Below are 23517 nucleotides of genomic sequence, written 5' to 3'. Positions count from 1 at the left end.
TTCTTTAGGGAGTTGGATAAACGGAACTATCCTTGTACCCATGAAATACAGTCTCAGCGCCAAAAACCTTGTCTGCCGCAATCTAGAGGCTCACGCCAGTTATTGCGCGGCTTTGCTCAATCCCAATCACACCAAAGAGATCACCGGTATTGTGCGCAGTGATACTGGTCTTTTATCGGGCCGTCTCAACCAGGCGGTTTCCAATACAGTGATGCAGCCACGCATACTGCAGCGCTTCGCGCTGGACTATTTTGCCGAGCGCCACAGCGCATTTACCTTGTGGCACAGCGCCTCCAAGCCGCTCGATGACGAGGCTCTGGCGCAGCTGGGATTACAGCGCAAGCAATCGCAGGTGGCGATGGCCGCAGAGATTGAACGCCTGGCAGTGCAGGGGGCCGCACAGAAAGTGGATGGGTTGGTGCTGTCCCCGGTAAAAAAAGAGGCTCTGCCCGAATATGCAGAAGTACAGGCGGCGGAGTGCGGCAGTGCCCTGGAAGCCGCGGAGCTAAAAAAATTTTACACGGCACTGGCGGAGATTCCCGAACAGCGCCGAGCGCGGCTCAGGTTCTTTTTGGCACGGTTGCAGGGTACTCCGGTGGCGGCGGGCTGCCTGTTTGCCTCCGCCGATGCTCTGGGACTCTACGATCTGGTGACTCTGCAAGACTACCGAGGGCAGGGGATTGGTCGGGCTCTGTTTCACTATCTGCTGGAGCAAGCTCAGAGCAGTCATCACCGCAGTCTAGTGGCGCTGGTACCTGCGGAACGTCAGCAGTTGCCATTGGATTGCGGCTTTTTTGCTGTGGGCGAGGTGGCGCGCTATGTTTACACGCCTTGAGGGGGCTGATCAGTTTGTTGTTCTATAGAGTCTGACGAGGGTCAAGCGCGTTCAATAGGAAAGGCGATCACCTCTTCGATGGTTTTGTAACCACCGGCCAACATCAATAAACGATCCACACCAAGTGCCACACCGGCACACTCCGGCATCCCCGCCCGCAATGCCTCCACTAATCGCTCCTCATAGGGATAGAGATTGAGGCCGTGCTTTTGGCGATAGGCATGGTCCGCTTGGAAACGGCGCAGCTGTTCCGCACTATCGGTCAATTCCCAATAACCGTTGGCTAGCTCCAGTCCGCCCACATAGGCTTCGAAGCGCCTTGCCACTGGGGTGCCACCTTCGTCGGGAAGCACCTTGGCAAGCGCCGCTTGGTCTGCGGGGAAGTCGTACAGCAGCGTAATACCCTTACCCATGGTGGGCTCCAGGCGATGGCTCATCAGCAAGTCCAGACATTCGCTGCGATCAGCGGGGCTGAAGGCCAGGTCCATCTCCTGCTCGACACAGCGGTGTAAATCACTATCGCTGGCGTTATGGGGGTCCAGCTGTAATTCGCGCTGGAACAACTCCCGATAGCTGAGTAACTGCACTTGTTGGATTTCTAGTACCTCGCTCAGTAGATCGGCCACTTCGTCCATCAGGCGTCGATCATCCCAGCCGCAACGATACCACTCCAACATGGTGAATTCCGGGTTGTGGCGGCTGCCTGCTTCACCTTGGCGAAACGCCTTGCCCAGGTAGTAGCAGTCGCCGAAACCGGCGGCCAGCAAGCGCTTCAGCCCAAACTCTGGACTGGTGGCCAGGTAGGCGTTGTCACCACCGCATTGGGTGGGAATGGAATCGATATGCGGGTCGCTGGTAGCGCGGCGTGAAAGCACTGGCACTTCGGTTTCCAGCACCTTGCGCACAGTAAAAAATTGACGAATTTCAGCCAGTAACGCGGCGCGATGGCGCAGAGCTTCAATGGTGGCGCTAGGACGCCAGAGGTTAGAGGTCATGGGATTGGCTCAGGCGGCGGACGGCCGGTGGCCGCCCGCGAGAGGTGGGAAATTAATCTTCTTTGGCGCGGCCCAGGTATTCACCGGTGCGGGTATCTACTTTGATGGTCTCGCCGATTTCCAGGAACAACGGCACTTTTACCACAGCGCCGGTAGCCAGGGTAGCCGGCTTGGTGCCGCCCTGGGCGGTATCGCCGCGCAGGCCGGGATCGGTGTCAGTGATTTCCAGAATGACGTGGTTGGGCGGAGTGACTGCCAGCGGAGAACCGTTGTACAAGGTTACAGTGCAGATATCCTGCTCTTTGAGCCATTTGGATGCGTCGCCCACTGCGTCGGTGCTGGCCTGGTGCTGTTCGAAGGTTTCGGGCTCCATAAAGTGGAAGAACTCTCCATCGTTGTAGAGGTATTCCATCTCGCGGTCCATAACATCTGCGCCTTCCAAGCTTTCGCCGGAGCGGAAGGTGCGCTCCCAAACTCGGCCGGTTTTCAGGTTGCGCAGTTTAACGCGGTTGAATGCCTGGCCCTTGCCAGGTTTGACGAACTCGTTTTCTACAATCGAGCAGGGATCGCCGTCGAGCATTACCTTGAGGCCGCCCTTGAATTCGTTGGTAGAGTAATTAGCCATAGCAATTAGAGCCCTTATAAGTCATGTATCTCTATGATTTTTAACGAGTTTTCCCCTCGCAAAAGCCCGGCCGCGGCCCGCTCCAGCCCTGGGAATCCCGTGCGCTTCCGCCAAAAATGGTAGCTGCAGGCGACTCGTTAGGCCGCGGCGTAGAGACTTTACCTGCGGCCCTGAAATGTTGGGGCGAGATTATACAGGAGGGCGGCGGCTTGAACGACTCCGTGCGGCGATTTGAAAAGTTGTTATGGCCGCTTGTACAGATCTTGGCTGGAGCAGCTTGTGAGCCCGCAGGTGTTGGGCCCGCGGACTGAAAAAAGTAGCGGTGGCTGTGTATTAGCCAAGCGGATTATCGTTGCTTTTGTCGATATCCCGCAGCAGGCGTCTGGCATAGTAAGCGAAGGTAGCCTGACTGCGTTTTTCCTGCAGGATCCAGTCGTGGGCTTCGCGGCCGAGTTCCGGTTTTATATCCTGAATGGTGCCAGAGGACTCCGCCAGCATTTGCAACTGGGCGGCGCGCTCGCACTGGAGGGCCATGGAGCAGGCTTCCTCGACGGAGCGACAGGCAATGATCAGGCCGTGGTGGGCGAGCAGAATAGCGCGCTTGTCACCGATCGCTTCAGCAATCAACTCGCCCTCGCTGTTGCCCACCGGCACGCCTGGCCACTCCTTGAGGAAGGCGATGTCGTCGTACAGCATGCAGGCGTCCATGTGGGAAATTTTCAGTGGGCGCTCCAGCATGGACAGTGCAGAGATATGAATTGGATGGCTGTGCACTATGCACTTAACATCCGGACGTGCACGGTAAATCCAAGTATGGAAGCGGTTGGCAGGGTTGGCCATGCCGTCGCCGGAAAGGACTTCGAGATCTTCGTTCACTTCCAGCAAATTGGACGCGGCAATTTCATCAAAACCCAGGCCCAGGCGCTGGGTGTAATAATTTCCTGGTGTTTCTGCTCGGGCGGTGATCTGTCCGGCCAGACCGGAGTCGTGTCCGTGGGCAAAAAGAATACGGCAGGTGAGCGCAAGTTTTTCACGCAGAGTCCAATCGGGCACGCCCAGATGCTGCTTCATGGATTTGCTGGCGCGCTCAATCAGCTCGCTTTTATTCATTGATAGTGTTTCAGCCATTTTTAACTCCAATATTTACGGCACAGAATGTTCACCGGTTGCCGTGCGCGGTGGAACTCTGGGAAAGTGCCGTTCAATCTTTTTAATTTTTTGCAGCAAGCACAGTGATTTCACTGTGGTAAATACATCCCTGTATTGTGCCCAGCCACAATAAATGGCCGGGCAAACACGGTTTAGGCGGGGATCGCTTGGGGCTGACTCTGTTTCGAGGTGCGGTAGGCAGTTTCGATAGAATCGAAGAACTGTTGGCGGGCCTGCACCAGACGGCGTCCCGCATCGAGCATGACATCAAGCTGGGAGGCATCTTTACTGCCGATATCGACCATAATATCGCGGATGGTTTCAGCATGGCCGTCGTCGCACTCGATATGCAGCAAAAAGAAAGTTAACTGTTCGTCTGCCACGCCGCGGGCGCGGAAGCCGGCTACGATATCGCTATAAAGGTCCGGTACCAGTGCCTCTGCGCCCAGGCAGAGTGCGCCCAGTCCCGAGCTGGCACGCAGGTCGCGGCAGTGCTGGAACATAGTGTCGATCAGGTGCTGGGTGCCCGGCAGAATTTCTGCATTTTCCAAGCTCAGACCAAAATGCTCGAGAGTCTCGCGGTAAATCTCAGCGTGGGGCTTGGGGCTGTCGGGTTCCAAACCCAGTTCTTCCATCAGGTTTTCAGCCAGCTCATGTACTTCTTGATTACTGGGGAGGTTGGCCATCATCGCACACAGATAACGCACGAAGTAGCTGCTGTAAATTCCCTGTTGGACCAGGAAAATTTTCAGCTCTTCCATGGTTATAGAGCCATCGCGGCAGCGCTTGAGGAATGGGTGAGCACGAGTTTGCTCAATCAGTAAATCTTTATTTGCCTCAAGTAACTCAAGCTGCATTTCCATCGAATTATTCCTTTATGTAATTCCATTTTTATTGGACGAGGAAGATGTCCGGTTTATTTTTTTATTGAAATTCGAGTGCACTGAATTCAAGAAAGACAAGGTTATTATCGCTTTGTCTTTGGTTAAATTAACACCGTATTAACCCTGTTGTGAATGGGGGAATTGTGAAGATTTTCCTAAGGAAATTTGTATGAGTAGTAATATTTTTATGCTGGCAGTTATTTTTTTGTTAGTAACAACTTTTATTGATTCGGAGTGATTTTTTACCTTGGTGGTAGTGAAGTCGTTACTTCGCTTACAGCGCAGGCTGTGCGCCTATGTTGAAAGGGCGATATTGAGATTTTCTAATCTAAAGATCAGTGTGGCGTTTATTTTTTTGTCGATTTTTTTTCGTTGTTTATGTGACAAAGTTGAATAATTGTGAGAGAAAAAATATTTGGCACAGGCTTGGTTTACACTCCTTGTTACTGAAATTCAGGGTGTGGGCCTGACTGAACCCGATATTAATTGGCTTTAAAGCCATTGTGACTGTGTGGTTTTATTGGTTTTGGCTCGGTAACTTAGATCGGCAGTTTTCCGCCTTTTGGGTACCGCTATCAGGCTTGGTAGGCCGAATACCTGGAGCGTCTGTGCTGGGGGCAGCTTCTGGTACAATGGCTTCTTTTAGTGTTGCTCCCTTCCGTGCGTATTCCTATGGCGAAATCCCCAGCCGTCGACAGCGAAATGATCGACATCTCCGAAGCCCGCCGCTGGCAGGATGAACTTTCAGACTTGATCACTGATCCCGAAGAGTTGATCCGGTTGCTGCAGCTCGACCCGGCGCAGATGCCTTGGGCGCAACGGGCCAATGACAAGTTTGCTTTGCGGGTACCGCGCCCGTTTCTCCGCCGTATACGCCCTGCCGACCCAAATGATCCGCTGTTGTTGCAGGTTTTGCCCGGCGCTGCAGAGTTGGAAGTAGTAGCGGGTTATAGTGCAGACCCGCTAAAAGAAGCTGAGGCGAATCCACTGCCGGGGGTGGTACATAAATATCACGGTCGCCTGCTGTTTATTGCGGCGGGACAGTGCGCGGTAAATTGTCGTTACTGCTTTCGCCGGGAATTTCCCTACGGCGATAACCATTTGAATCGCAAACAGTGGTCTGCAGCGCTTGATTATGTGCGCGCACACACAGAGTTGCGCGAGGTGATTTTGAGCGGTGGCGATCCACTGGTATTGAATGATCGCCAACTCGGTTGGCTCGCCGGTGAGCTGGCACAGATCCCCCATCTAAATAAATTGCGCGTGCACAGTCGTGTACCCATTGTGGCGCCTAGCCGCATTACTGATGAGATGCTGTCCTGGTTCAGCCAGTCGCGCCTGAAGCCAGTGTTGGTTATGCACTGCAATCACGCTAACGAAATTGATGCTGAGGTGCGTGGGGCCCTGCTCAGGTTACGCGAAGCGGGAGTGACTCTGCTAAATCAAGCGGTGTTGCTGCGCGGCGTCAATGATAGCTGCGAAGCCCTGGAGGCCCTCAGCGAAACCCTGTTTGATGCGGGTGTGTTGCCCTATTACCTGCATCAGTTGGACAGGGTCAACGGTGCGGCCCACTTCGAAGTGAGTGATAGCGTGGCAGTGGAAATCGTTGAGCAATTGCGCCGGCGCTTACCGGGTTATTTGGTGCCGAAGCTGGTGCGAGAAGTGCCGGGTGTCGCTTCCAAGTCGCCAATAGAGGCTTGCGTCAAACCTTCTAAAGTCGATTAATAAAAATCCTGAGGGGCAGAGGTTAGAAAAATGGCGTCAAATTGATCTGTGCTAAATACACGGCAGAGCCTACATATATAGTGGCTGCCGATTAATTGCGCCGCACAGCCCGCGGGCCAGAAAAGCAGCTGCCGGCCTGCTCAGTGATTACTTATTCGCAAAAAAATACTCTCGGGCGTGTTTTTGGCAGGAAGAATAGTGTGACTTGAATCACGCGTACCACCCAGATGTGCTCTTGTATGCCACCACAGGGGCCCCCTAAACTACCGCATGGGGTTGCGGTGCGCTGCCCTGAATAAATAGAGCAAATAATGAATAGCAACGACACTATCCGACTCCTTCTGATTCACGATATGCCTTCAGAGGCACAGCGCCTGGTGAGCATGTTGCATAATGCAGGCAGGCCCAATCGTGCCCAGCATGTCGCTAATGAAGCGGTTTTTACCCGCTTGCTGCAAGATAAAACCTGGGACCTAGTGATTGCCTCAGAAGGTAGTACTCAGGTTCCTCCAGCAGTAACTCTACGCACTATCAGTAAACTGCAAAAAGATATTCCGGTGATTCTGCTGAGTGAGCGCAGTGGCTCTCAGCCGGTGGTTGAAGGGCTGAAACTGGGCGCCAGGGACGTGGTGACGGTGGATGAAGATCAACACCTATTGTTGGTGATCCAGCGCGAGATGTCGGCTCTCGAAAACCGCCGCCAGGCGCGGCTACACGACCGTCGCTATCACGCCACACTCAAGCGGGCTAAAGAATTACTCGACAGCTCCAAAGATGCCATAGCCTATGTCTCCGACGGCCTACTGGTATATGCCAACGATTCCTTTGCCGAGCGTTTCGGCTATGAAACTGGTGAGGATATTGAATATCAACCGCTGATCGATATGTTGGCGGAAAATGAGCAGGAAGGCGCACGGGAATTTCTCAAGCGCTGCGCCATCGACAACAATGAGGTCGAGGCCAAAGAGTGGCGGTTTACCGCCAGAACAGTGAATGGCGATCCCCTGCCCACCCGTGCCGAGGTGCTCAGCACCACCTACGAGGATGAGCGCTGTTTGCAAGTGCGCATTGCCAGTCGTCGCGGCGATACTGAACAGCTGGAAGCCCAGCTCAGCGATATTAAAAATCGGGACCCTCTCACTGGCCTATATAACCGCCAGCATTTTTTGCAGCTACTGGACTCCACCATCAAGGCTTCGGCGGATTCACATCGCACCGGTGGCTTAATGTTTATTCAGGTGGATCGCTTTGCTGAGGAGGTGCAAAAAGTTGTGGGTGTGGCTGGTGCCGACGCACTGCAGAAAGCCATGGCAGAATTATTACAGGGCTGCCAGCGCAGCGGTGATACTCTAGCACGTTACAGTGATGACAGTTTCTGCCTGCTGAGCTCCGATACCACGCCGGATAGTATCGAGCTGCGCGCTAAAGACATACTCAAACGAATTGCAGACACTATCTTCGATGCCGCCGGCAAGACCCAGCAGGTGACCGCCTCGATTGGGATTTCATTACTGAGCGAGGCTTCCAGTGGCTCCCAGCAAGTGCTGGAGCAGGCACAAACGGCCCATAAACAGGCCCTCGGCGAAGACGCTCAGGGCGGTGCTTTTGCCCTTTATGAGCCGGATACCGAAAACAGTGCCGATGCCGGTACCTATCACCGTGCCCGAGTGGTGCAGGCGCTGGAAGCGGGCAACCTCAAGCTACTGTACCAGCCGATCCTGAGTCTGCAGGGCACCGGCGAGCAGATGTACGAGGTATTAGTACGTATGCTTGATGAAAAAGAGGAACTGGCGCCGCTGGCTTTTCTGCAGGAACTGGGTGATGCGGGGCTGTCGGCAAAGATGGATCGCTGGGTGATCCTTACCGCGATCAAGGCCGCGGCCGCCGCCAGGGCCGAGGGCAAGGAGGTGTCGCTGTTGTTGCACCTCACTACCGCCTCACTACTCGACAACAGCCTGCCGGCCTGGCTGGGGGTGGCCTTCAAGGCCGCCAAGTTGATACCCGCCTCGGTGGTTTTTCAGTTGCGCCAGGAGGATATCACCAGCAATTTACACGCTGCGCGGGACTTCACGACCCAGGTACAGCAGATCGGCTGTCGTGTTTCAGTCTGTCACTTCGGTACCGGCCTGAATCCGTTTAAGGCGCTGGAGCATGTGAAGGTGGATATCGCCAAGATCGACCCGTCATTTGTGCGCGAAGTGCAGGACGAGGGCGAGAGTAGCGACACCCTTGCAGGGTTGGTACAGCGCCTGGGTGAGGCGAATACCAAGGTGATCGTGCCCCATATCGAGCAGGCCAGCATGTTGCCCACTCTTTGGCAAACCGGCACTGACTATATCCAGGGCTACTATGTGCAGGCTCCGGCAGATGAGATGAATTTCGACTTTAGCCTGGATTGATCCGGCTCTTAATTGGCGGGAGAAAACCGCGCGACTCGATGGGCCGCGCGGTTTTTTTATGCCGCTTAAACCTGATAGCGGCTGCGCAGGGCAGCAATGGCGTTGCGCGCCAGAGTGGCATAGCCTGGAGCCGGTGCAGGCACTTCCGCGGGAGCACTACTCTCACTCCAGGCTCTTTGTATGTGGTTGGCGCCGGCCTTTTGCTTATAGATTCGCGCCAGGTTGGTGTTGTAACTCTTACTGGTGACAGTATCCACATGGTACCAGTGGGCTTTGGTGCGAGAGTGGGATACATCCATCAGCAGGTAGCCGCGCTGGGTTACGTCAACCCACTTCAGATGAGGAATCAGTCCATCCATGGCGATGGCGGCTACATCAGTTAAATGGGACTTGTCCAGGAAGCTGGAGGTCACTCCCGGGGTGACAAACTCGCCGCCCAGGGCACCGCGGCCGGTTAGGCGACCGTACTCGAGAATATTGAATGGATTACTGGCCAGGTCCCAGGCCCAGGAGCTGTGGATATCTCCGGTGAGCACGACAAAATTGTCGATATTGTGGTTGCTGATGTGATTGAACAGGCGCTCGCGGGAGGCGGTGTAACCATCCCATTGGTCCATATTGATCGACAGATCTTTGGCCAGAGTCAGTTGCGCCATCATCACTTGCTGCCCCAGTACCCGCCAGCGCACACCGTCCGCTTGGGATTGCGTCAGGCCGCTGTGCAACCATTGCTCCTGTTGTGCGCCGAGGATACTGCGATCGGGATTATCGGCGGTCTTCTGGTCGAACCAATTGGCCTGCTCGTCACGCGCGGCAATTCGCGTATCCAGCATCATCAAATCCATCAGGTTGCCAAAGCGGAAGCTGCGGTAAATGGCCTTGTCACCAAATAAATCGAGGATGCCGTTATCGCGGATTGGCATCCATTCAAAGTAGGCCTGGTTTGCCACAGAGCGGCGCACCGCCCATTCGCCTTCGCCGTCTTGGGGGTTGTGGTTCTCCGCACCACCGGCCCAGGCATTGTTGGTGGTTTCGTGGTCGTCCCATACGCAAATAAACGGGTGCTGGCGGTGGACTTCCTGTAGATCGGGGTCTGAGCGATATTGTGCGTAGCGCTGGCGATAGTCCTGAATATCCACCATTTCCTTGGCGGGAATTGGCTCGCGTCCGAGGCCGCTACCGGTGCCAAAACCACCGGGACCATATTCATAGATGTAGTCGCCCAGGTGCAGTACCACATCCAGATCGGCGTGCAGGGCGATCTCGCGATACACATTGAAGTAGCCCATCGGGTAATTGGAGCAGCTGGTAACGGCGAAGCGCAGGCGCTCTACATGGCCGGTGGGCAGGGTGCGGGTGCGGCCGATCGGCGAATCGATACCGTTGGAGTAGAAACGGTAATAGTAACTAGTGCCTGCCTGCAGTCCTGAGGCGTCCACCTTGATGGTGTAATCCACTTCTGGGCCGGTGAGACCACTGCCACTGTTAACCACCATGACCATTTCCGGGTCCAGTGCGATCTGCCAGCTATAGGGCACCATGGACTGGAAGGCGGGATCATCGGAGGGGGTGATCCTGGTCCACAGAATAACGCGATCCGCTAGGGGATCTCCGCTGGCTACGCCGTGCTGGAATGGCTGCAGGCCAGCACCATAGGCTTTCAGCAGTGGCAGCGATGCCAGGCCGGCGCCGGAAAATTGTAGAAACCGCCTCCGGGATAGTGACATGGGGCTCTCCTTATGTGCTTGTTTTAGAGGGCCCGCAGTCTGAATAGGGAAAGTGAAGGCTTTGTTAATTGATGGGGGGATTTTTGTGTTGTAGGTGCGGATTAGTCGGCAAATTCGTCCGCCAACCGATAAGTTGAGACATATGTCTATTTTTATTGCCCCTGAGAGTACGATCTTCACTGGCGGTACGCTGTACCCCTTCATTGTGACCGGTATCCAGCAATGGTCTTTCCCGCTGTCGTTCCGCAAGCGCGTACTCTCGGGTATCCTGTGGCGCAAATTGAAAAGCTGAACCCAGGGAGTAGACCCATGTTGCCCCGTTTACTATGCACCAGCCTGATCGTCGGCGGCCTCGCCGTAGCCTCAGGTTGTTCCAAGAATGAACCGACCAAGGTCGAAGCTGACAGCGCCGATACGCCGGTAAAAGCGGCTGCGGTGATCGAGAAGAAAAGCGTTGCAGAAAAGGCGCCGCAATCCGGTGTGGATTATCACTCCTTCGCCAATAGCAATGACTACCAGGTGCAGCACCTGGATCTGGACCTGACTGTCGACTTCTCCCGCAAGGTACTCGAGGGCGAAGCCAAGCTGGACTTCAAACGCCTCAACGATAAGAACCTGCCGATGGTGCTCGATACTCGCGAGCTGGAAGTGGTTTCTGTATCGGCCAATGGCACGCCGGTGAAGTTCTCCATGGGTGAGAAAGACAGCCACCTGGGCACTCCGCTGAATATCGAGCTGCCGGAAGAGGCCGACAGCATTACTATCCGCTACCGTACAGCGCCGGGCGCCTCTGGCGTTCAGTGGCTGGAACCGCAGCAGACCGCGGGCAAGAAGCATCCGTTCCTGTTTACCCAGGCCCAGGCGATTCACGCGCGCAGCTTTATCCCGCTGCAGGATTCCCCGAAAGTTCGTATCACCTACAACGCTACCGTTCGCACCCCGAAAGAACTGCGTGCGGTAATGAGTGCGAACAACGATCCGCAGGCGGTTAAAGATGGCGTTTACGAATTTGAAATGCCCCAGCGCATTCCCTCTTATCTGATTGCCCTGGCAGTAGGCGACCTGCAGTTTAAGCCCATGGGTGAGCGCACCGGTGTTTACGCCGAGCCTTCCATGCTGGAATCTGCAGCGGCGGAGTTTGCCGATACCGAATCCATGCTGGAAGTGACCGAAAAGGCGTATGGCCCCTACCACTGGGACCGCTATGACCTGCTGATTCTGCCGCCCAGCTTCCCCTTCGGCGGTATGGAAAACCCGCGCCTGAGCTTTATCACTCCGACGGTGATTGCCGGCGATAAGAGCCTGGTAGCCCTGATTGCCCACGAATTGGCCCACTCCTGGTCCGGCAACCTGGTGACCAATGCCAGCTGGCGCGACCTGTGGCTGAATGAAGGCTTCACCACCTACCTGACCAACCGCATCATGCAGTTCGTCTACGGCGATGAGCGCTATCAGATGGAAATGGCCCTGGGCTATGACGACCTGCAAGCGGATCTGGCCGATAAAGAGCCCCGCGATGAGATTATGGCGATCGACCTGCGCGGCCGTGATCCCGATGAAGTCTTCTCCAATATCCCCTATGAAAAAGGCTCTCTGTTCCTGTACGAATTGGAACAGAAAGTGGGCCGCGAAGCTTTCGACCGCTTCCTGATGGAGTACTTCAACCACTTCTCCTTCCAGAGCATTACCACCGAGGATTTCGTTAAGTACCTCGACAAGACCTTGTTGGTTGAGCACGCCGATAAGTTGGATCGCGAGCGCATTCACCAGTGGATTTTCGAGCCGGGTATTCCTGAAGGTGCGCCGCACCCGCAGTCCGATGCCTTCAGCAAGTTGGACCCAGTGCGTCAACAGTGGTTGGACGGCAAATTGGCAGCGAAGGATATCGACACCAAGGGCTGGACCTTCCACCAGTGGAAGTATTTCCTCGACGGTATGCCGGAAAAGTTGACTGAAACGCAATTGAAGGAACTGGACAGCGCCTTTGGCCTGACCCAATCCCGCAATAACGAAGTGGCCTTTAGCTGGCTGATGATTGCCGTGCGCAACGACTACGAGCCGGCATTCAATCGCCTGGAAAACTTCCTTACCAGCATCGGCCGCAACAAGTTCCTGCGCCCGCTATACCGCAATATGGTTGAAACCGGCAAACAGGATGTGGCAGCGCGTATTTTTGAACGCGCCAAGGTGGGGTATCACCCGCTGACGGTAAAAGTGAACAGCCTGGTAATCTACGGTAAAAAAGAAGGCTAGCTCGGCCTTAGACACTTGTGCGATTTTGGTGCTGTGCACCAGAATCGCCACTCTCCATACTGGTTGTTGCCAGCGCAACACTGGCCAGCTACAAGCTTTCCCTAGCTTTATCTGCCCGTTTTTCCTCTTGCCAAGATTAACTCAATGAATCTGCTACAGCTGGTTTCGGGTTGGGTTTGGCTGGCGCGCAATGCTAAAAAAGGCCTGTGTAATCGGTTGTGTAGCAAAGCTGAACAAACTGGTACAAAAGAAAGAATTTTACGTCAATTTTCTGGCATAAAAATCATTAAACTGCTGTTCAAAACGGAACCCATTGCGTACCCTGCTGCTCGAATAAAAATCCATTTAGGCAAAGGGAGGTACCTATGTACAGGCGGATTTTAATATTGGCTTTTCTCAGCCTTTTGGCAGCAGGCTGCGAGTATGAACCCAGTGCCTGCTCGGATAACACTAAGCCGCGCTCATTCCCCTTCCCACACGCGGTGATATAAACCTTTTTTGGGACACCTTTAAGAAGGCTGTCCCAATTCGGCAATTTGCTGGTCGTTGAGACCGAACAGGTAAAGCGCCGCATCTAGTCCAAATAGAGTGATAGCTTGCGGCGCCTCCCTGCGGACTTTGGGTTTCGGATGTATGGCGATACCCAGGGCACCCAGGTTCAACATGGGGATATCGTTTGCCCCATCCCCAACGGCAACCACTTTTTCCAGCGGCACTCCCATCTCCTTTGCAGTTTCCCCCAGCAATAACCGCTTGCGCATTCCGTCCACGATAGGCTCTATCACTTCACCGGTGAGCGCGCCTTCGGCAAACTCCAGTTCATTGGCGTATATCAGGTCAACAGCCAGGCGTTCCCTTTGTAGGAAATTGGCGAAGTAGGTAAAACCGCCGGACAAAATGACCGTTTTGCAGCCGAGTTTGCGCAGGCAGTGCAACAGGTTTTGCGCCCCATCTTTTAGTGGCAGTTGCCTGGCGATTTCTGCCAGGCGCTGTTCGGAAAAACCTTTTAGCAACGCCATACGCTTTTTGAAACTATCGCGAAAATCCAATTCGCCGCGCATGGCGGCCGCAGTGATGGCCGCCACCTGGTCGCCGATTCCGGTAATCTTGGCTAGCTCGTCGATAACCTCGGCATCGATCAGAGTGGAATCCATATCGAAGCCAGCCAGTGCCGGTACTCTCTGACTGATGCCCGCCTGCAAGACCAGATCGGCTCCGATTGCTTCGGCCAGTTGTAGGCAGGCAAAACGTGCCGGGGAAAACTCCAGTTCAGCGCTGAACTGAAAGCGGATGACCGTGCACTTGTGCCGGTGGGCTAGGGTGTCGATGACATCAATATGCCAGTGTTGCTCAGCACAAAAATCCAGCAGGCGCTGCAGTTGTGACAGGGTGGCTGCTGGGCTTAGGAAGGTCAGGCACCAGGGCGATTGCACGTCTGATGGTATCGCGCTGGGTAAATTCAATTGGCAACTGACGGCGTCCAAAAAGGGGGCTGTATTGTCGTATTCCAACCCCAGCAGTGCATGGCCGCCGCTATAGGTGAGGTAGCGCACAGAACAGTCGAAGTGTGACTGGGTAATTTGCGCCAGGGGCAGATGAAATTCTTGTGCTTTAGTCTCGACGCCCATAGCGAAGGTCCCCAATTTATTCAATAAGCGACGCATTATAGCTCTAGCGGGAATCTTCGTTAAAATCAGCGCCGCAGGTTGGGCCCGCTTATTTACTTACAAATTAAAAAATCCTGTGTGGAACTATTTTGTTGCGGGATCGACCAACGGCACAGGAAATTACACTGCGTATTATTCGCGCTTTGTGAGGATAAAATTGCGCCAGGGCCCTTGGCCGTGGAGAGTTCCAAAAACGCAAGGTAATAAAAAACAAGGCAAGGTATTAAAGCCGTATTTATGTCTGTATCGATGATTTCCCTTCTGCGCAGGTTGCCAGAGCAGTTTGCGCGTTTATCTAAACGTACCCGCCAACGTCTGCTGGCTGCGATGATCTGGCTGATACTGGCGCTGTTCTGCAGTGTGGCTCTCGGTCATTACTATGCGCAGCGCCATGCCGATGCGGTGGAGAGAGACCGGGCCTCTGCGCAGGTTGCGGCCAGTTTTCTCGCCGGGCAGAGCCTGGAGCGTATTGTTGCCGATGATCGTATCAGTATGCAGCTGTTGGCCAGGCAGCTGCTGGAATTGCCCGCTATCAGCGGTGTTGCTGTTGAGGATGTGGAATCCAATAGCCTGGCGGAAGTTGGTGATCTGAAGAGTGGCGAGACCATCAGTGTGCCGGTAGTGCTGCATGACAGTATCGCTGGCAATGTTACCGTAGCCCTGATTCCTGGTGCAGACGTCAACTTTCCCTGGGCCAGCTTATTACTGACGCTGGTGTTTGCCCTGCCATTTAGTGCAGTGGCGGCACTGATGACAGGGGGTTTTTCCGCGCAGCGCAGTTTGCCAGCGGAAGAGCCTCTTTCCTCTGCGGATCTTCCCGAGCAAAAGCAAGACTCTATAGGCCTGTACCTGCGGCCATTGAATTGGGCTCAGTTGACCAACCAATTGAGTCGCAGTGCGCTCGAAGGCATTCAGCGGGAATTGGATGGGCGTATGCAGTTGCTGCGTAGGATCTACGGTGCCCATCCATTGAGTTGTGCAGGGCCGCAAGTAGGTTTGGGGTTTTCTGGCGCCGATTCGGCGTTTCGTGCGGTCTGCTGTGGCCTGTTGCTGCGGGAGATGCAGAGTGTCAGCCGCGCTACCGGTTTGAAGTTGGCCCTGGCGGTAGCGCCTTGTGAGCCAAGCACGCCAGATTTTTCTGCTGAACAGCTACTAAACCAATCGCGTGGTTTGTTTTTACATCCTGAGTTGCTGGAGGATAGCTCTCTGGCTGGGCGTATTGAGCACCATGGTGCTGGCTGGGCTCTGGAAATCACAGGCCTTACACCCTCCTATCAAAAGCTGCTCGATAATCAGTTGCAACAGCTGTTGGGCGTCTGATCCCTCCCATACGATTACTGCGATGGGTTAATGACTGAATAGCCCCTCGCAGTTATTTTTTGGCGTTTGCTTTACGTTTACGTCAACGTAAACTCTTGTTAGGCTCTGTTGCGTCTCGAGGAAGTACTTATGAAAGCCAAAGCCAGCATCGTAGAGCCCCAGAGTTACAGTATTTCGGAGCTGGCGCGGGAGTTTGAGATAACCACCCGCGCCATCCGTTTCTATGAGGATAAGGGCCTGCTCAAACCGGAGCGGCATGGTCAGACCCGTGTCTACAGCCCCGAAGAACGGGTGCGCTTAAAGCTGATTTTACGCGGCAAGCGCCTGGGTTTTTCCCTCGATGAGAGCCGCGAGATTATCGATATGTACGACCCCGCTCATGGCAATGTAGAGCAGTTACAGCGCCTGCTGGAGCGTATAGCGCAGAAGCGGGCACAGTTGCAGCAGCAGTTGCGGGATATTGAGAGCCTGATGGGGGAACTTGGTGAAGCCGAAGCCCGTGCACAAGCGGCTTTGGTAAAGAGCCGCAACGAGGAAAGCCCCTAGTTCACCGGTTAAAAATTTCGACAGGCGCTTGCGAAAGCCTGTGACCCGCAGAGGTTTAGCGTGTCACCCGATGTATCGAGTGGTTGCAGGTGCCGTCAGTTTAAAAGACTTTTCTAATAATTATTGGAGCCATTATGAATACCTCCTATCCAACCCTGAATTTCGGTCTCGGTGAAGACATCGATATGCTCCGCGACATGGTCTACAAGTTCTGCCAGGCGGAGTTGGCCCCGCGCGCGGCGCAGATTGATGAAGACAACCTGTTCCCCGCCGATATGTGGAAAAAATTCGGTGAGCTGGGCCTTCTGGGTATGACCGTGGAAGAGGAGTTCGGCGGTTCTAATATGGGTTACCTGGCACACGCTGTGGCCATGGAAGAAATCTCTCGCGCCTCCGCTTCTGTGGGCTTGTCCTACGGTGCCCACTCCAACCTGTGTGTAAACCAGATTCGCAAAAATGGTACCCGCGAGCAGAAGCTCAAGTACCTGCCCAAGCTGTGTTCCGGTGAACATGTAGGCGCCTTGGCCATGAGTGAACCCAACTCCGGTTCCGATGTTGTGAGCCTACAGCTGCGCGCGGAAAAGCGCGGTGATCGCTTTGTTTTGAACGGCAATAAAATGTGGATCACCAACGGCCCCGATGCCGATACCTATGTGATCTACGCGCGCACTGAGCCGGGCATCAGCTCCGGTGGTATCACTGCATTTATCGTTGAGCGCGGCTTTGCCGGTTTCTCTCAGGCGCAGAAACTCGACAAGCTGGGTATGCGCGGTTCCAACACCTGTGAGCTGGTGTTCGAAGACTGTGAAGTGCCGGAAGAAAATATTCTCGGTGAGTTGAACGGCGGCGTACGCGTTTTGATGAGCGGTCTCGACTACGAGCGCACCATTCTCTCCGGTGGCCCTGTCGGTATTATGCAGGCCTGCCTGGATGTGGTGGTTCCCTATATTCACGAGCGCAAGCAGTTCGGCAAGGCTATTGGTGAATTCCAGCTGATGCAGGGCAAGATCGCCGATATGTATGCCGACCTGAATGCCAGCCGTGCTTACCTCTACGCCGTGGCGCGTGCCTGTGATCGCGGTGAGGACTCGCGCAAGGACGCCGCCGCAGTAATCCTGTTTACTGCAGAGCGCGCAACCCAGATGGCCCTGCAGGCTATCCAGACTCTGGGCGGCAATGGCTACATCAACGAGTACGCCACCGGTCGCCTGCTGCGCGATGCCAAGCTCTACGAAATCGGCGCGGGCACTTCTGAAGTGCGTCGTATGCTGATTGGTCGCGAGCTGTTTAACGAGACCCGCTAAGGCTGGGCATTTCTTCTCGCTGCCGGCGCCTGTCGGCGGCAGCTGTCTCCACGGACATTACGGCGGTAAGCCGCGCTCCGTAGAGGTCTTTTCTCCGGGAAAGTGAATCGGACTTTATGAATCAGTTGCAGAGCAAAATAAATACGCGCGATGCCGCCTTTGGCGAAAACCGCGAGCAGATGCAGGCGCTGGTGGCAGACCTGCGCGAAAAAGTGGAAGCCATCGCCCAGGGCGGCGGCGAGCGCGCACGGGAAAAACACCTGGCGCGAGGAAAATTATTGCCGCGGGACCGTATCGATGCGCTGCTCGATCCGGGTAGCCCCTTCCTGGAATTTTCCCAGTTGGCCGCTCATGAGGTTTACGGTGAAGATGTCCCGGCTGCGGGTATTATTACCGGCATCGGCACCGTCTCTGGCCAGCCTTGTGTCATCGTCGCCAACGATGCCACGGTAAAAGGCGGTACCTATTACCCGCTCACGGTAAAGAAACATCTGCGCGCGCAGACCATTGCCGAACAGAACAATCTGCCGTGTATTTACCTGGTGGATTCCGGTGGTGCCAATCTTCCGCGCCAGGACGATGTTTTCCCAGACCGTGAGCACTTCGGTCGCATCTTCTTTAACCAAGCCAACCTGTCTGCACAGAATATTCCGCAGATCGCGGTGGTTATGGGGAGCTGCACCGCCGGTGGAGCCTATGTGCCGGCCATGGCAGACGAATCCATTATGGTGAAAGAGCAGGCCACCATCTTCTTGGCGGGCCCGCCCCTGGTGAAAGCGGCCACCGGTGAAGAGGTTTCCGCGGAGGAACTCGGTGGTGCCGAGGTACACTGTCGCACTTCCGGGGTTTCCGATCACTACGCCAATAACGATGTACATGCGCTGCAGTTGGCGCGTCGCTCTGTAGCGCGCCTGAATCGTATCAAAAATCCCGGCCTGGATATCCAAAAGCCGGTGGAGCCGATTTATCCACCGGAAGATATTTACGGTGTGGTGCCTAAAGATTCGCGCCAGCCGTTTGACGTGCGCGAGATTATCGCGCGGGTTGTGGACGGCTCCGAGTTCGATGAATTTAAAGCGTTGTACGGCACCACTCTGGTAACCGGTTTTGCCCGTATCCAGGGCTATCCGGTGGGAATTGTTGCCAACAACGGCATCCTCTTTGCGGAGAGTGCACAGAAGGGCGCGCACTTTATTGAGCTGTGTGCGCAGCGCAAGATTCCATTGGTTTTCCTGCAAAATATCACTGGTTTCATGGTGGGCAAACAGTATGAGGCGGGCGGCATCGCCAAACACGGCGCCAAGATGGTGACCGCTGTCGCTACCGCCAAGGTGCCCAAAATTACCATCCTCATCGGCGGCTCTTTCGGCGCCGGTAACTACGGTATGTGTGGCCGCGCCTACGACCCCAACTTCCTGTTTATGTGGCCCAATGCGCGCATCTCGGTTATGGGGGGTGAACAGGCTGCTGGCGTATTGGCCCAGGTGAAGCGCGACCAGATGGCCGCCCGGGGTGAATCCTGGAGCGAAGAGGAAGAGCGCCAGTTTAAGCAGCCGATTGTGGATAACTACGAACACCAGGGGCACCCCTACTACGCCTCCGCGCGCTTGTGGGATGACGGCGTTATCGATCCGGCGGATACCCGCCGCGTGCTCGGTCTGTGCCTGGCGGCGGCCAGCCACAAAGAGCCGGAAGAGACCAAGTTCGGCGTGTTCCGTATGTAAGGAACCGTGGTTGCGGTGCCGCGGGCTACCCCGATGCCGCTAGAGAGAAACGCCCCAATCGAGGAATAACAATGAGCGATAAATTGCTGTGCGAAGTGGATAGCGAGGGCGTGGCCACGGTCACCCTGAACCGGCCGGAAATCCACAACGCTTTTGATGATGAACTGATTCACGAACTGGCCACCACCTTCGACACCCTGGCGCAAAATCCCGCTGTTCGTGTGTTGGTACTGGCTTCCAATGGCAAGAGCTTTTCTGCCGGAGCTGATCTCAACTGGATGAAGCGCATGGCGACTTATTCAGAAGAGGAAAACCGCCGCGACGCGGCCGCGCTTGCTGCCATGCTGTACAAGCTTGACACTTTCCCTGCTCCCACTATTGCACGAGTACAGGGCGCCGCTTTTGGCGGGGCAGTGGGCCTGGTGAGCTGCTGTGATATGGCCGTGGCCTCTGAGCGCGCCAGCTTTTGTTTGTCGGAAGTCAAAATTGGCTTGCTGCCCGCTACCATCAGCCCCTATGTCATCAATGCGATCGGCACCCGCCGCGCGCGCCGTTACTTTGTCACTGCGGAGCGCTTCTCCGCCGAGCGCGCAGAACAGATGGGCTTGGTATCCGAAGTCTGCGCCGAGGGCGACCTGGACCTGCATGTGCAGAAATTAGTGAATGCCATTGCCGATAATGGCCCCAAAGCGGTCGCCATGGCCAAGCAACTGGCCATGTCCATGTCCAACCGGGTTATCAACGATGAATTGCAGGGCCAGACCAGCGCGCTGATCGCTGCCGTGCGTGTATCGCCGGAAGGACAGGAAGGGTTGAGTGCGTTTTTGGAAAAGCGCGCACCCAAGTGGATGAATGGTGGCGAAGGATAATTTTATGATTCGCAAACTGTTAATAGCTAATCGCGGCGAAATTGCCTGCCGTATTATCAAAACCGCCCGCCGCCTGGGGGTGGCCACCGTTGCTGTCTATTCCGATGCGGATGCCGACGCCCTGCATGTGCAGATGGCGGACGAAGCGGTACACCTGGGCCCGGCCCCGGCCAGGGATTCGTATCTGAATATCGACAAGGTATTGGGTGCTGCCAAGCAGACTGGTGCCGATGCCATCCATCCGGGTTACGGCTTCCTGTCGGAAAATGCCGAGTTTTGCCGCGCTTGCGATAGCGCCGGCATTATTTTTGTTGGCCCGCCCACCGGGGCGATTGAGGCGATGGGCTCCAAGTCCGCCGCCAAACGTATTATGGAAGAGGCCAATGTGCCCCTGGTGCCTGGTTACCACGGCACAAACCAAAATGAAGAGCTGCTGGAAGGCCATGCCAATCGCATCGGTTACCCGGTATTGCTGAAAGCCGCTGCCGGTGGTGGTGGTAAGGGCATGCGCCGTGTCGACAGCGCCGATGAATTCCACGAAGCATTAGCTGCAGCCAAGCGTGAGGCCATGAATGCCTTTGGCGACGACATCATGCTGCTGGAGCGCTATGTGGTGAGTCCCCGCCATGTGGAAATCCAGGTGTTCTGCGATCAGCAGGGCAACGGTGTCTACCTGTTTGAACGGGATTGCTCGGTGCAGCGCCGCCATCAAAAAGTAGTGGAAGAAGCTCCCGCACCGGGCATGACTCCGGAGCTGCGCGCCCGCATGGGTGAAGCGGCCCTGCGCGCGGCCCACGCGATTGGTTACGTGGGTGCCGGCACGGTGGAGTTCCTGCTGGATGCCAGCGGTGCCTTCTACTTTATGGAAATGAATACCCGTTTGCAGGTAGAGCACCCGGTGACGGAAATGATCACCGACCAGGACCTGGTGGCCTGGCAGTTGTCAGTTGCCGCTGGCGATACCCTGCCCATGAGCCAGGATGAGCTGCAGATCAACGGCCACGCCATGGAAGTGCGTATCTACGCCGAGGACCCGGACAATGATTTCCTGCCGGCAACCGGCGTATTGGTGCGTCACCAGCCCCCGGCGGAAGGCGAGGGCGTGCGGGTGGACACCGGTGTGCAGACCGGCGATGAAATCAGTGTGCATTACGACCCGATGATCGCCAAATTGATCTGCCACGGCCGCACCCGCAAAGAAGCCCTGGCCAAACTGGATCGCGCATTGCGTGATTATCAGATTGCCGGTGTGCGTCACAATATCGAATTCCTGCGCCGAGTGATCAATCATCAGGCATTTGCCAGCGGTTGTATTTCGACGCACTTTATCGAGGACTACGAGGCGGAAGTACTGCATCAGGAGCAGACACTGACGCCGCTGAAATGCGCTGCTATTGGAGGTTATTTGCAGCAGCGTGAAGAACGCGATCTGCGCAACAGCGCACCGCAGCGGGATCCTTTCTCCCCTTGGCACAACGGTGATAACTGGCGCAATGCTCTGGCTGGCAGTCGCACCCAGACGGTGGACTACCGTGGTCAGCACGCTCAAATTCGCTTTGTTGCGGAGGGCGATAGCCTGCGCTGGACTTGCGATGCCTTGCCTGAAGAACAAAACAGCGGTGACATTCGCCTGCTGCCGGGACGCGACTTGATGCTGGTGGATGGCCGCCGCATGAGTTTCTCCGCCGTGGATACCCGCGATGGCGGTGCTGTATTTATCGATGGCACCCAGGTGGAATTTAAGTTGCTGCCACCGGATATCGGCGAGAGCAATGACCAGGCCCACGGTCTTGATGCCCCCATGAACGGCACCATAATTTCGCTGCTGGTTGAGCCAGGTTCAACGGTGGAAAAAGACCAGCCGCTACTGGTCATGGAAGCCATGAAAATGGAACACACCCTGCGGGCTCCAGCTGCCGGCACCGTGCAGCAGTTCTTCTGCGCCGAAGGTGAGCTGGTGGATGGCGGCAGCCTGTTGGTGGATTTTGCCGGGGAGGAGCAATAATGACATTGCCCAAGCAAGTCAAAATCGTCGAAGTGGGGCCCCGCGATGGGCTGCAAAATGAAAAGCAGCCTATCTCTGTGGAGACCCGTATCGCTTTGGTAGACAAACTCAGTGCTAGCGGGTTGTCGGTTATTGAAGCCGGCAGCTTTGTCAGCCCCAAGTGGGTACCGCAAATGGCCGCCAGCGAGGAAGTGCTGGCGGGTATTCAGCGCAAAGACGGTGTTATCTACAGTGCGCTCACGCCAAATTTAAAAGGCTACGAGCGTGCAGTAGAAGCCAAAGCGGATGAGGTCGCCGTATTCGGCGCGGCCTCAGAAGCCTTCACCCAGAAAAATATTAATTGCAGTATTGCTGAGAGTCTGGAGCGCTTCCGTCCACTGGTGGAAAAAGCCAAGCAAGACGGTATACCCGTGCGCGGATACGTATCCTGCGTACTTGGTTGCCCCTATGAAGGCGATATTGACCCGGCCAAAGTGGCAGAGGTTAGTGCCGCTCTATTGGAAATGGGTTGCTACGAAATTTCCCTCGGCGACACCATCGGTGTCGGCACCCCGGAAGCCGCCAAGCGTATGCTGGAGCAGGTGATGGCCCGTGTACCTGTGGAAAAACTTGCTGTGCATTTCCACGATACCTACGGCCAGGCGTTGGCCAATATCTACGCGGCCCTGCAAATGGGTGTCGCAGTAGTAGATTCCGCCGTAGCTGGCCTGGGCGGCTGCCCCTATGCCCGCGGCGCTTCCGGTAATGTTGCCAGTGAGGATGTGCTTTATATGCTCAATGGCATGGGTATTGAAACCGGTGTGGATTTGCAGTTGTTGGCAGAGGCTGGGAACTTTATTTCTGAACAGCTGGGGCGCGAGACCAACTCCCGTGTGGCTAAGGCTTTCGTGCCTTGCTGAAAAGCTATGATTAGTTCACACTAGAAAATCAGACTGTCTTCTAGTGTGAACTTTCTTTTATAAATAACCCTTATTTCTTGAAGCCAAATTGCATTTAATAAAATTTTTTTTAAATTAAAAAATCTTCCAGATTGCTATTTTTCTGCTGTCAAATAAATGCTCAGGGTCGCTACCTGATCTTTTCTAAAATAATAAGTTTAAAAATATAAATGTTTGCTAATTATATTTTTCTTTATTGGTGCTGATATAAAGTAAGCGTGCTAATTAATTTCGATGCATGGAATTTATGCGGATTCGTTTTTCCTCTTAGGTTTATGTGTGGTGGGGATGGGGTGATGGTGTCTGCATTCAAAGTTTCGAATTTTTGGTCGAGCTTCGATAAGTTTATATAGGTTCTGATTAAGCTGTTTGCTTGCGTGTATTATAAAATTGTAATAGTTCTAAGAGTTCCTTGGTTGGACCCTCACCTAAAAAGAATGCTCTATATTATTTGTATAGTGGGTGTGCCAGCTGGCTAAACATGATTAATTAATTCTTTATTTGTCGATTTCAATTTAATTCAGTTCTTGTTGCTTGTTCTCGCAAAGTGCC

General features: G+C 54.9%; 18 protein-coding genes. 12 read left to right on the top strand and 6 right to left on the bottom strand.

What is annotated here, in order from left to right:
• The first annotated feature begins 40 nt into the window (after nucleotides 1-40).
• On the top strand, nucleotides 41-835 hold the full coding sequence (locus ACJJIC_RS01300) for a GNAT family N-acetyltransferase (RefSeq protein WP_444883562.1): 795 nt from the start codon (nucleotides 41-43) through the stop codon (nucleotides 833-835).
• A 41-nt stretch (nucleotides 836-876) separates the two neighbouring features.
• On the opposite strand, the gene epmA is transcribed toward ACJJIC_RS01300, so the two are convergent.
• The 4 genes from epmA to ACJJIC_RS01280 form a co-directional block, all read right to left on the bottom strand.
• Nucleotides 877-1830 carry an EF-P lysine aminoacylase EpmA gene (gene epmA, locus ACJJIC_RS01295; protein WP_445357827.1) on the bottom strand — a complete coding sequence of 318 codons (954 nt, stop codon included), beginning with the start codon at nucleotides 1828-1830 and terminating at the stop codon, nucleotides 877-879.
• A gap of 52 nt (nucleotides 1831-1882) precedes the next feature.
• Entirely contained in the window at nucleotides 1883-2455 is a 573-nt protein-coding gene (gene efp, locus ACJJIC_RS01290) for an elongation factor P (protein ID WP_252084272.1), read from the bottom strand.
• 333 nt (nucleotides 2456-2788) lie between these two features.
• A complete protein-coding gene (locus ACJJIC_RS01285; RefSeq protein ID WP_445357826.1) occupies nucleotides 2789-3583 on the bottom strand; it encodes an aldolase in 795 nt (264 codons plus the stop codon).
• 173 nt (nucleotides 3584-3756) lie between these two features.
• Nucleotides 3757-4467, bottom strand: a complete 711-nt coding sequence (locus ACJJIC_RS01280) for an iron-containing redox enzyme family protein (RefSeq protein WP_252084274.1) — start codon at nucleotides 4465-4467, stop codon at nucleotides 3757-3759.
• Nucleotides 4468-5160: 693 nt separating this feature from the next.
• Between ACJJIC_RS01280 and epmB the strand changes: the two genes are divergently transcribed.
• Both epmB and ACJJIC_RS01270 read left to right on the top strand, forming a co-directional pair.
• Nucleotides 5161-6213 carry an EF-P beta-lysylation protein EpmB gene (epmB, locus tag ACJJIC_RS01275; RefSeq protein WP_445357825.1) on the top strand — a complete coding sequence of 351 codons (1053 nt, stop codon included), beginning with the start codon at nucleotides 5161-5163 and terminating at the stop codon, nucleotides 6211-6213.
• 311 nt (nucleotides 6214-6524) lie between these two features.
• Nucleotides 6525-8612, top strand: a complete 2088-nt coding sequence (locus ACJJIC_RS01270) for an EAL domain-containing protein (protein WP_445357824.1) — start codon at nucleotides 6525-6527, stop codon at nucleotides 8610-8612.
• 65 nt (nucleotides 8613-8677) lie between these two features.
• On the opposite strand, the gene ACJJIC_RS01265 is transcribed toward ACJJIC_RS01270, so the two are convergent.
• Entirely contained in the window at nucleotides 8678-10339 is a 1662-nt protein-coding gene (locus ACJJIC_RS01265; RefSeq protein WP_445357823.1) for an alkaline phosphatase D family protein, read from the bottom strand.
• 309 nt (nucleotides 10340-10648) lie between these two features.
• On the opposite strand from ACJJIC_RS01265, the gene ACJJIC_RS01260 reads away from it, so the two are divergent.
• Both ACJJIC_RS01260 and ACJJIC_RS01255 read left to right on the top strand, forming a co-directional pair.
• Entirely contained in the window at nucleotides 10649-12592 is a 1944-nt protein-coding gene (locus ACJJIC_RS01260; protein ID WP_445357822.1) for a M1 family metallopeptidase, read from the top strand.
• A 144-nt stretch (nucleotides 12593-12736) separates the two neighbouring features.
• Entirely contained in the window at nucleotides 12737-12976 is a 240-nt protein-coding gene (locus ACJJIC_RS01255) for a hypothetical protein (RefSeq protein ID WP_445357821.1), read from the top strand.
• A gap of 125 nt (nucleotides 12977-13101) precedes the next feature.
• On the opposite strand, the gene serB is transcribed toward ACJJIC_RS01255, so the two are convergent.
• A complete protein-coding gene (gene serB / locus ACJJIC_RS01250) occupies nucleotides 13102-14256 on the bottom strand; it encodes a phosphoserine phosphatase SerB (protein ID WP_445357820.1) in 1155 nt (384 codons plus the stop codon).
• Nucleotides 14257-14496: 240 nt separating this feature from the next.
• Here serB and ACJJIC_RS01245 point away from each other — a divergent pair, with 240 nt between their 5' ends.
• The 7 genes from ACJJIC_RS01245 (at nucleotide 14497) to ACJJIC_RS01215 (ending at nucleotide 22926) form a co-directional block, all read left to right on the top strand.
• Nucleotides 14497-15579, top strand: a complete 1083-nt coding sequence (locus ACJJIC_RS01245; RefSeq protein ID WP_445357819.1) for a hypothetical protein — start codon at nucleotides 14497-14499, stop codon at nucleotides 15577-15579.
• Between the two features lie 129 nt (nucleotides 15580-15708).
• Nucleotides 15709-16125: a MerR family transcriptional regulator gene (locus ACJJIC_RS01240; RefSeq protein WP_444887854.1), complete on the top strand. Its 417-nt coding sequence runs from the start codon at nucleotides 15709-15711 to the stop codon at nucleotides 16123-16125.
• A gap of 134 nt (nucleotides 16126-16259) precedes the next feature.
• On the top strand, nucleotides 16260-17429 hold the full coding sequence (locus tag ACJJIC_RS01235; protein ID WP_444908564.1) for an isovaleryl-CoA dehydrogenase: 1170 nt from the start codon (nucleotides 16260-16262) through the stop codon (nucleotides 17427-17429).
• Nucleotides 17430-17545: 116 nt separating this feature from the next.
• A complete protein-coding gene (locus ACJJIC_RS01230; RefSeq protein ID WP_445357818.1) occupies nucleotides 17546-19153 on the top strand; it encodes a carboxyl transferase domain-containing protein in 1608 nt (535 codons plus the stop codon).
• 71 nt (nucleotides 19154-19224) lie between these two features.
• Nucleotides 19225-20022, top strand: a complete 798-nt coding sequence (locus tag ACJJIC_RS01225) for an enoyl-CoA hydratase/isomerase family protein (RefSeq protein WP_444883578.1) — start codon at nucleotides 19225-19227, stop codon at nucleotides 20020-20022.
• Nucleotides 20023-20026: 4 nt separating this feature from the next.
• A complete protein-coding gene (locus ACJJIC_RS01220; protein ID WP_445357817.1) occupies nucleotides 20027-22027 on the top strand; it encodes an acetyl/propionyl/methylcrotonyl-CoA carboxylase subunit alpha in 2001 nt (666 codons plus the stop codon).
• Entirely contained in the window at nucleotides 22027-22926 is a 900-nt protein-coding gene (locus ACJJIC_RS01215; protein ID WP_444908566.1) for a hydroxymethylglutaryl-CoA lyase, read from the top strand. Before ACJJIC_RS01220 ends, ACJJIC_RS01215 begins: the two co-directional genes overlap by 1 nt.
• The last annotated feature ends 591 nt before the right edge of the window (nucleotides 22927-23517 follow it).

It is taken from the genome of Microbulbifer mixtoriginis (SeqCode), assembly GCF_052468275.1.
This window is presented reverse-complemented; position numbering and strand designations above follow the sequence as displayed.

What these genes read in the sequence shown, in the direction of transcription:
- serB (WP_445357820.1), bottom strand. Translation starts at nt 14,256, where the DNA reads ATGCGTCGCTTATTGAATAAATTGGGGACCTTCGCTATGGGCGTCGAG.
- ACJJIC_RS01240 (WP_444887854.1), top strand. Translation starts at nt 15,709, where the DNA reads ATGAAAGCCAAAGCCAGCATCGTAGAGCCCCAGAGTTACAGTATTTCG.
- ACJJIC_RS01225 (WP_444883578.1), top strand. Translation starts at nt 19,225, where the DNA reads ATGAGCGATAAATTGCTGTGCGAAGTGGATAGCGAGGGCGTGGCCACG.
- epmB (WP_445357825.1), top strand. Translation starts at nt 5,161, where the DNA reads ATGGCGAAATCCCCAGCCGTCGACAGCGAAATGATCGACATCTCCGAA.
- ACJJIC_RS01300 (WP_444883562.1), top strand. Translation starts at nt 41, where the DNA reads ATGAAATACAGTCTCAGCGCCAAAAACCTTGTCTGCCGCAATCTAGAG.
- ACJJIC_RS01285 (WP_445357826.1), bottom strand. Translation starts at nt 3,583, where the DNA reads ATGGCTGAAACACTATCAATGAATAAAAGCGAGCTGATTGAGCGCGCC.
- ACJJIC_RS01260 (WP_445357822.1), top strand. Translation starts at nt 10,649, where the DNA reads ATGTTGCCCCGTTTACTATGCACCAGCCTGATCGTCGGCGGCCTCGCC.
- ACJJIC_RS01265 (WP_445357823.1), bottom strand. Translation starts at nt 10,339, where the DNA reads ATGTCACTATCCCGGAGGCGGTTTCTACAATTTTCCGGCGCCGGCCTG.
- efp (WP_252084272.1), bottom strand. Translation starts at nt 2,455, where the DNA reads ATGGCTAATTACTCTACCAACGAATTCAAGGGCGGCCTCAAGGTAATG.
- epmA (WP_445357827.1), bottom strand. Translation starts at nt 1,830, where the DNA reads ATGACCTCTAACCTCTGGCGTCCTAGCGCCACCATTGAAGCTCTGCGC.
- ACJJIC_RS01220 (WP_445357817.1), top strand. Translation starts at nt 20,027, where the DNA reads ATGATTCGCAAACTGTTAATAGCTAATCGCGGCGAAATTGCCTGCCGT.
- ACJJIC_RS01255 (WP_445357821.1), top strand. Translation starts at nt 12,737, where the DNA reads ATGAATCTGCTACAGCTGGTTTCGGGTTGGGTTTGGCTGGCGCGCAAT.
- ACJJIC_RS01270 (WP_445357824.1), top strand. Translation starts at nt 6,525, where the DNA reads ATGAATAGCAACGACACTATCCGACTCCTTCTGATTCACGATATGCCT.
- ACJJIC_RS01280 (WP_252084274.1), bottom strand. Translation starts at nt 4,467, where the DNA reads ATGGAAATGCAGCTTGAGTTACTTGAGGCAAATAAAGATTTACTGATT.
- ACJJIC_RS01245 (WP_445357819.1), top strand. Translation starts at nt 14,497, where the DNA reads ATGTCTGTATCGATGATTTCCCTTCTGCGCAGGTTGCCAGAGCAGTTT.
- ACJJIC_RS01215 (WP_444908566.1), top strand. Translation starts at nt 22,027, where the DNA reads ATGACATTGCCCAAGCAAGTCAAAATCGTCGAAGTGGGGCCCCGCGAT.
- ACJJIC_RS01235 (WP_444908564.1), top strand. Translation starts at nt 16,260, where the DNA reads ATGAATACCTCCTATCCAACCCTGAATTTCGGTCTCGGTGAAGACATC.
- ACJJIC_RS01230 (WP_445357818.1), top strand. Translation starts at nt 17,546, where the DNA reads ATGAATCAGTTGCAGAGCAAAATAAATACGCGCGATGCCGCCTTTGGC.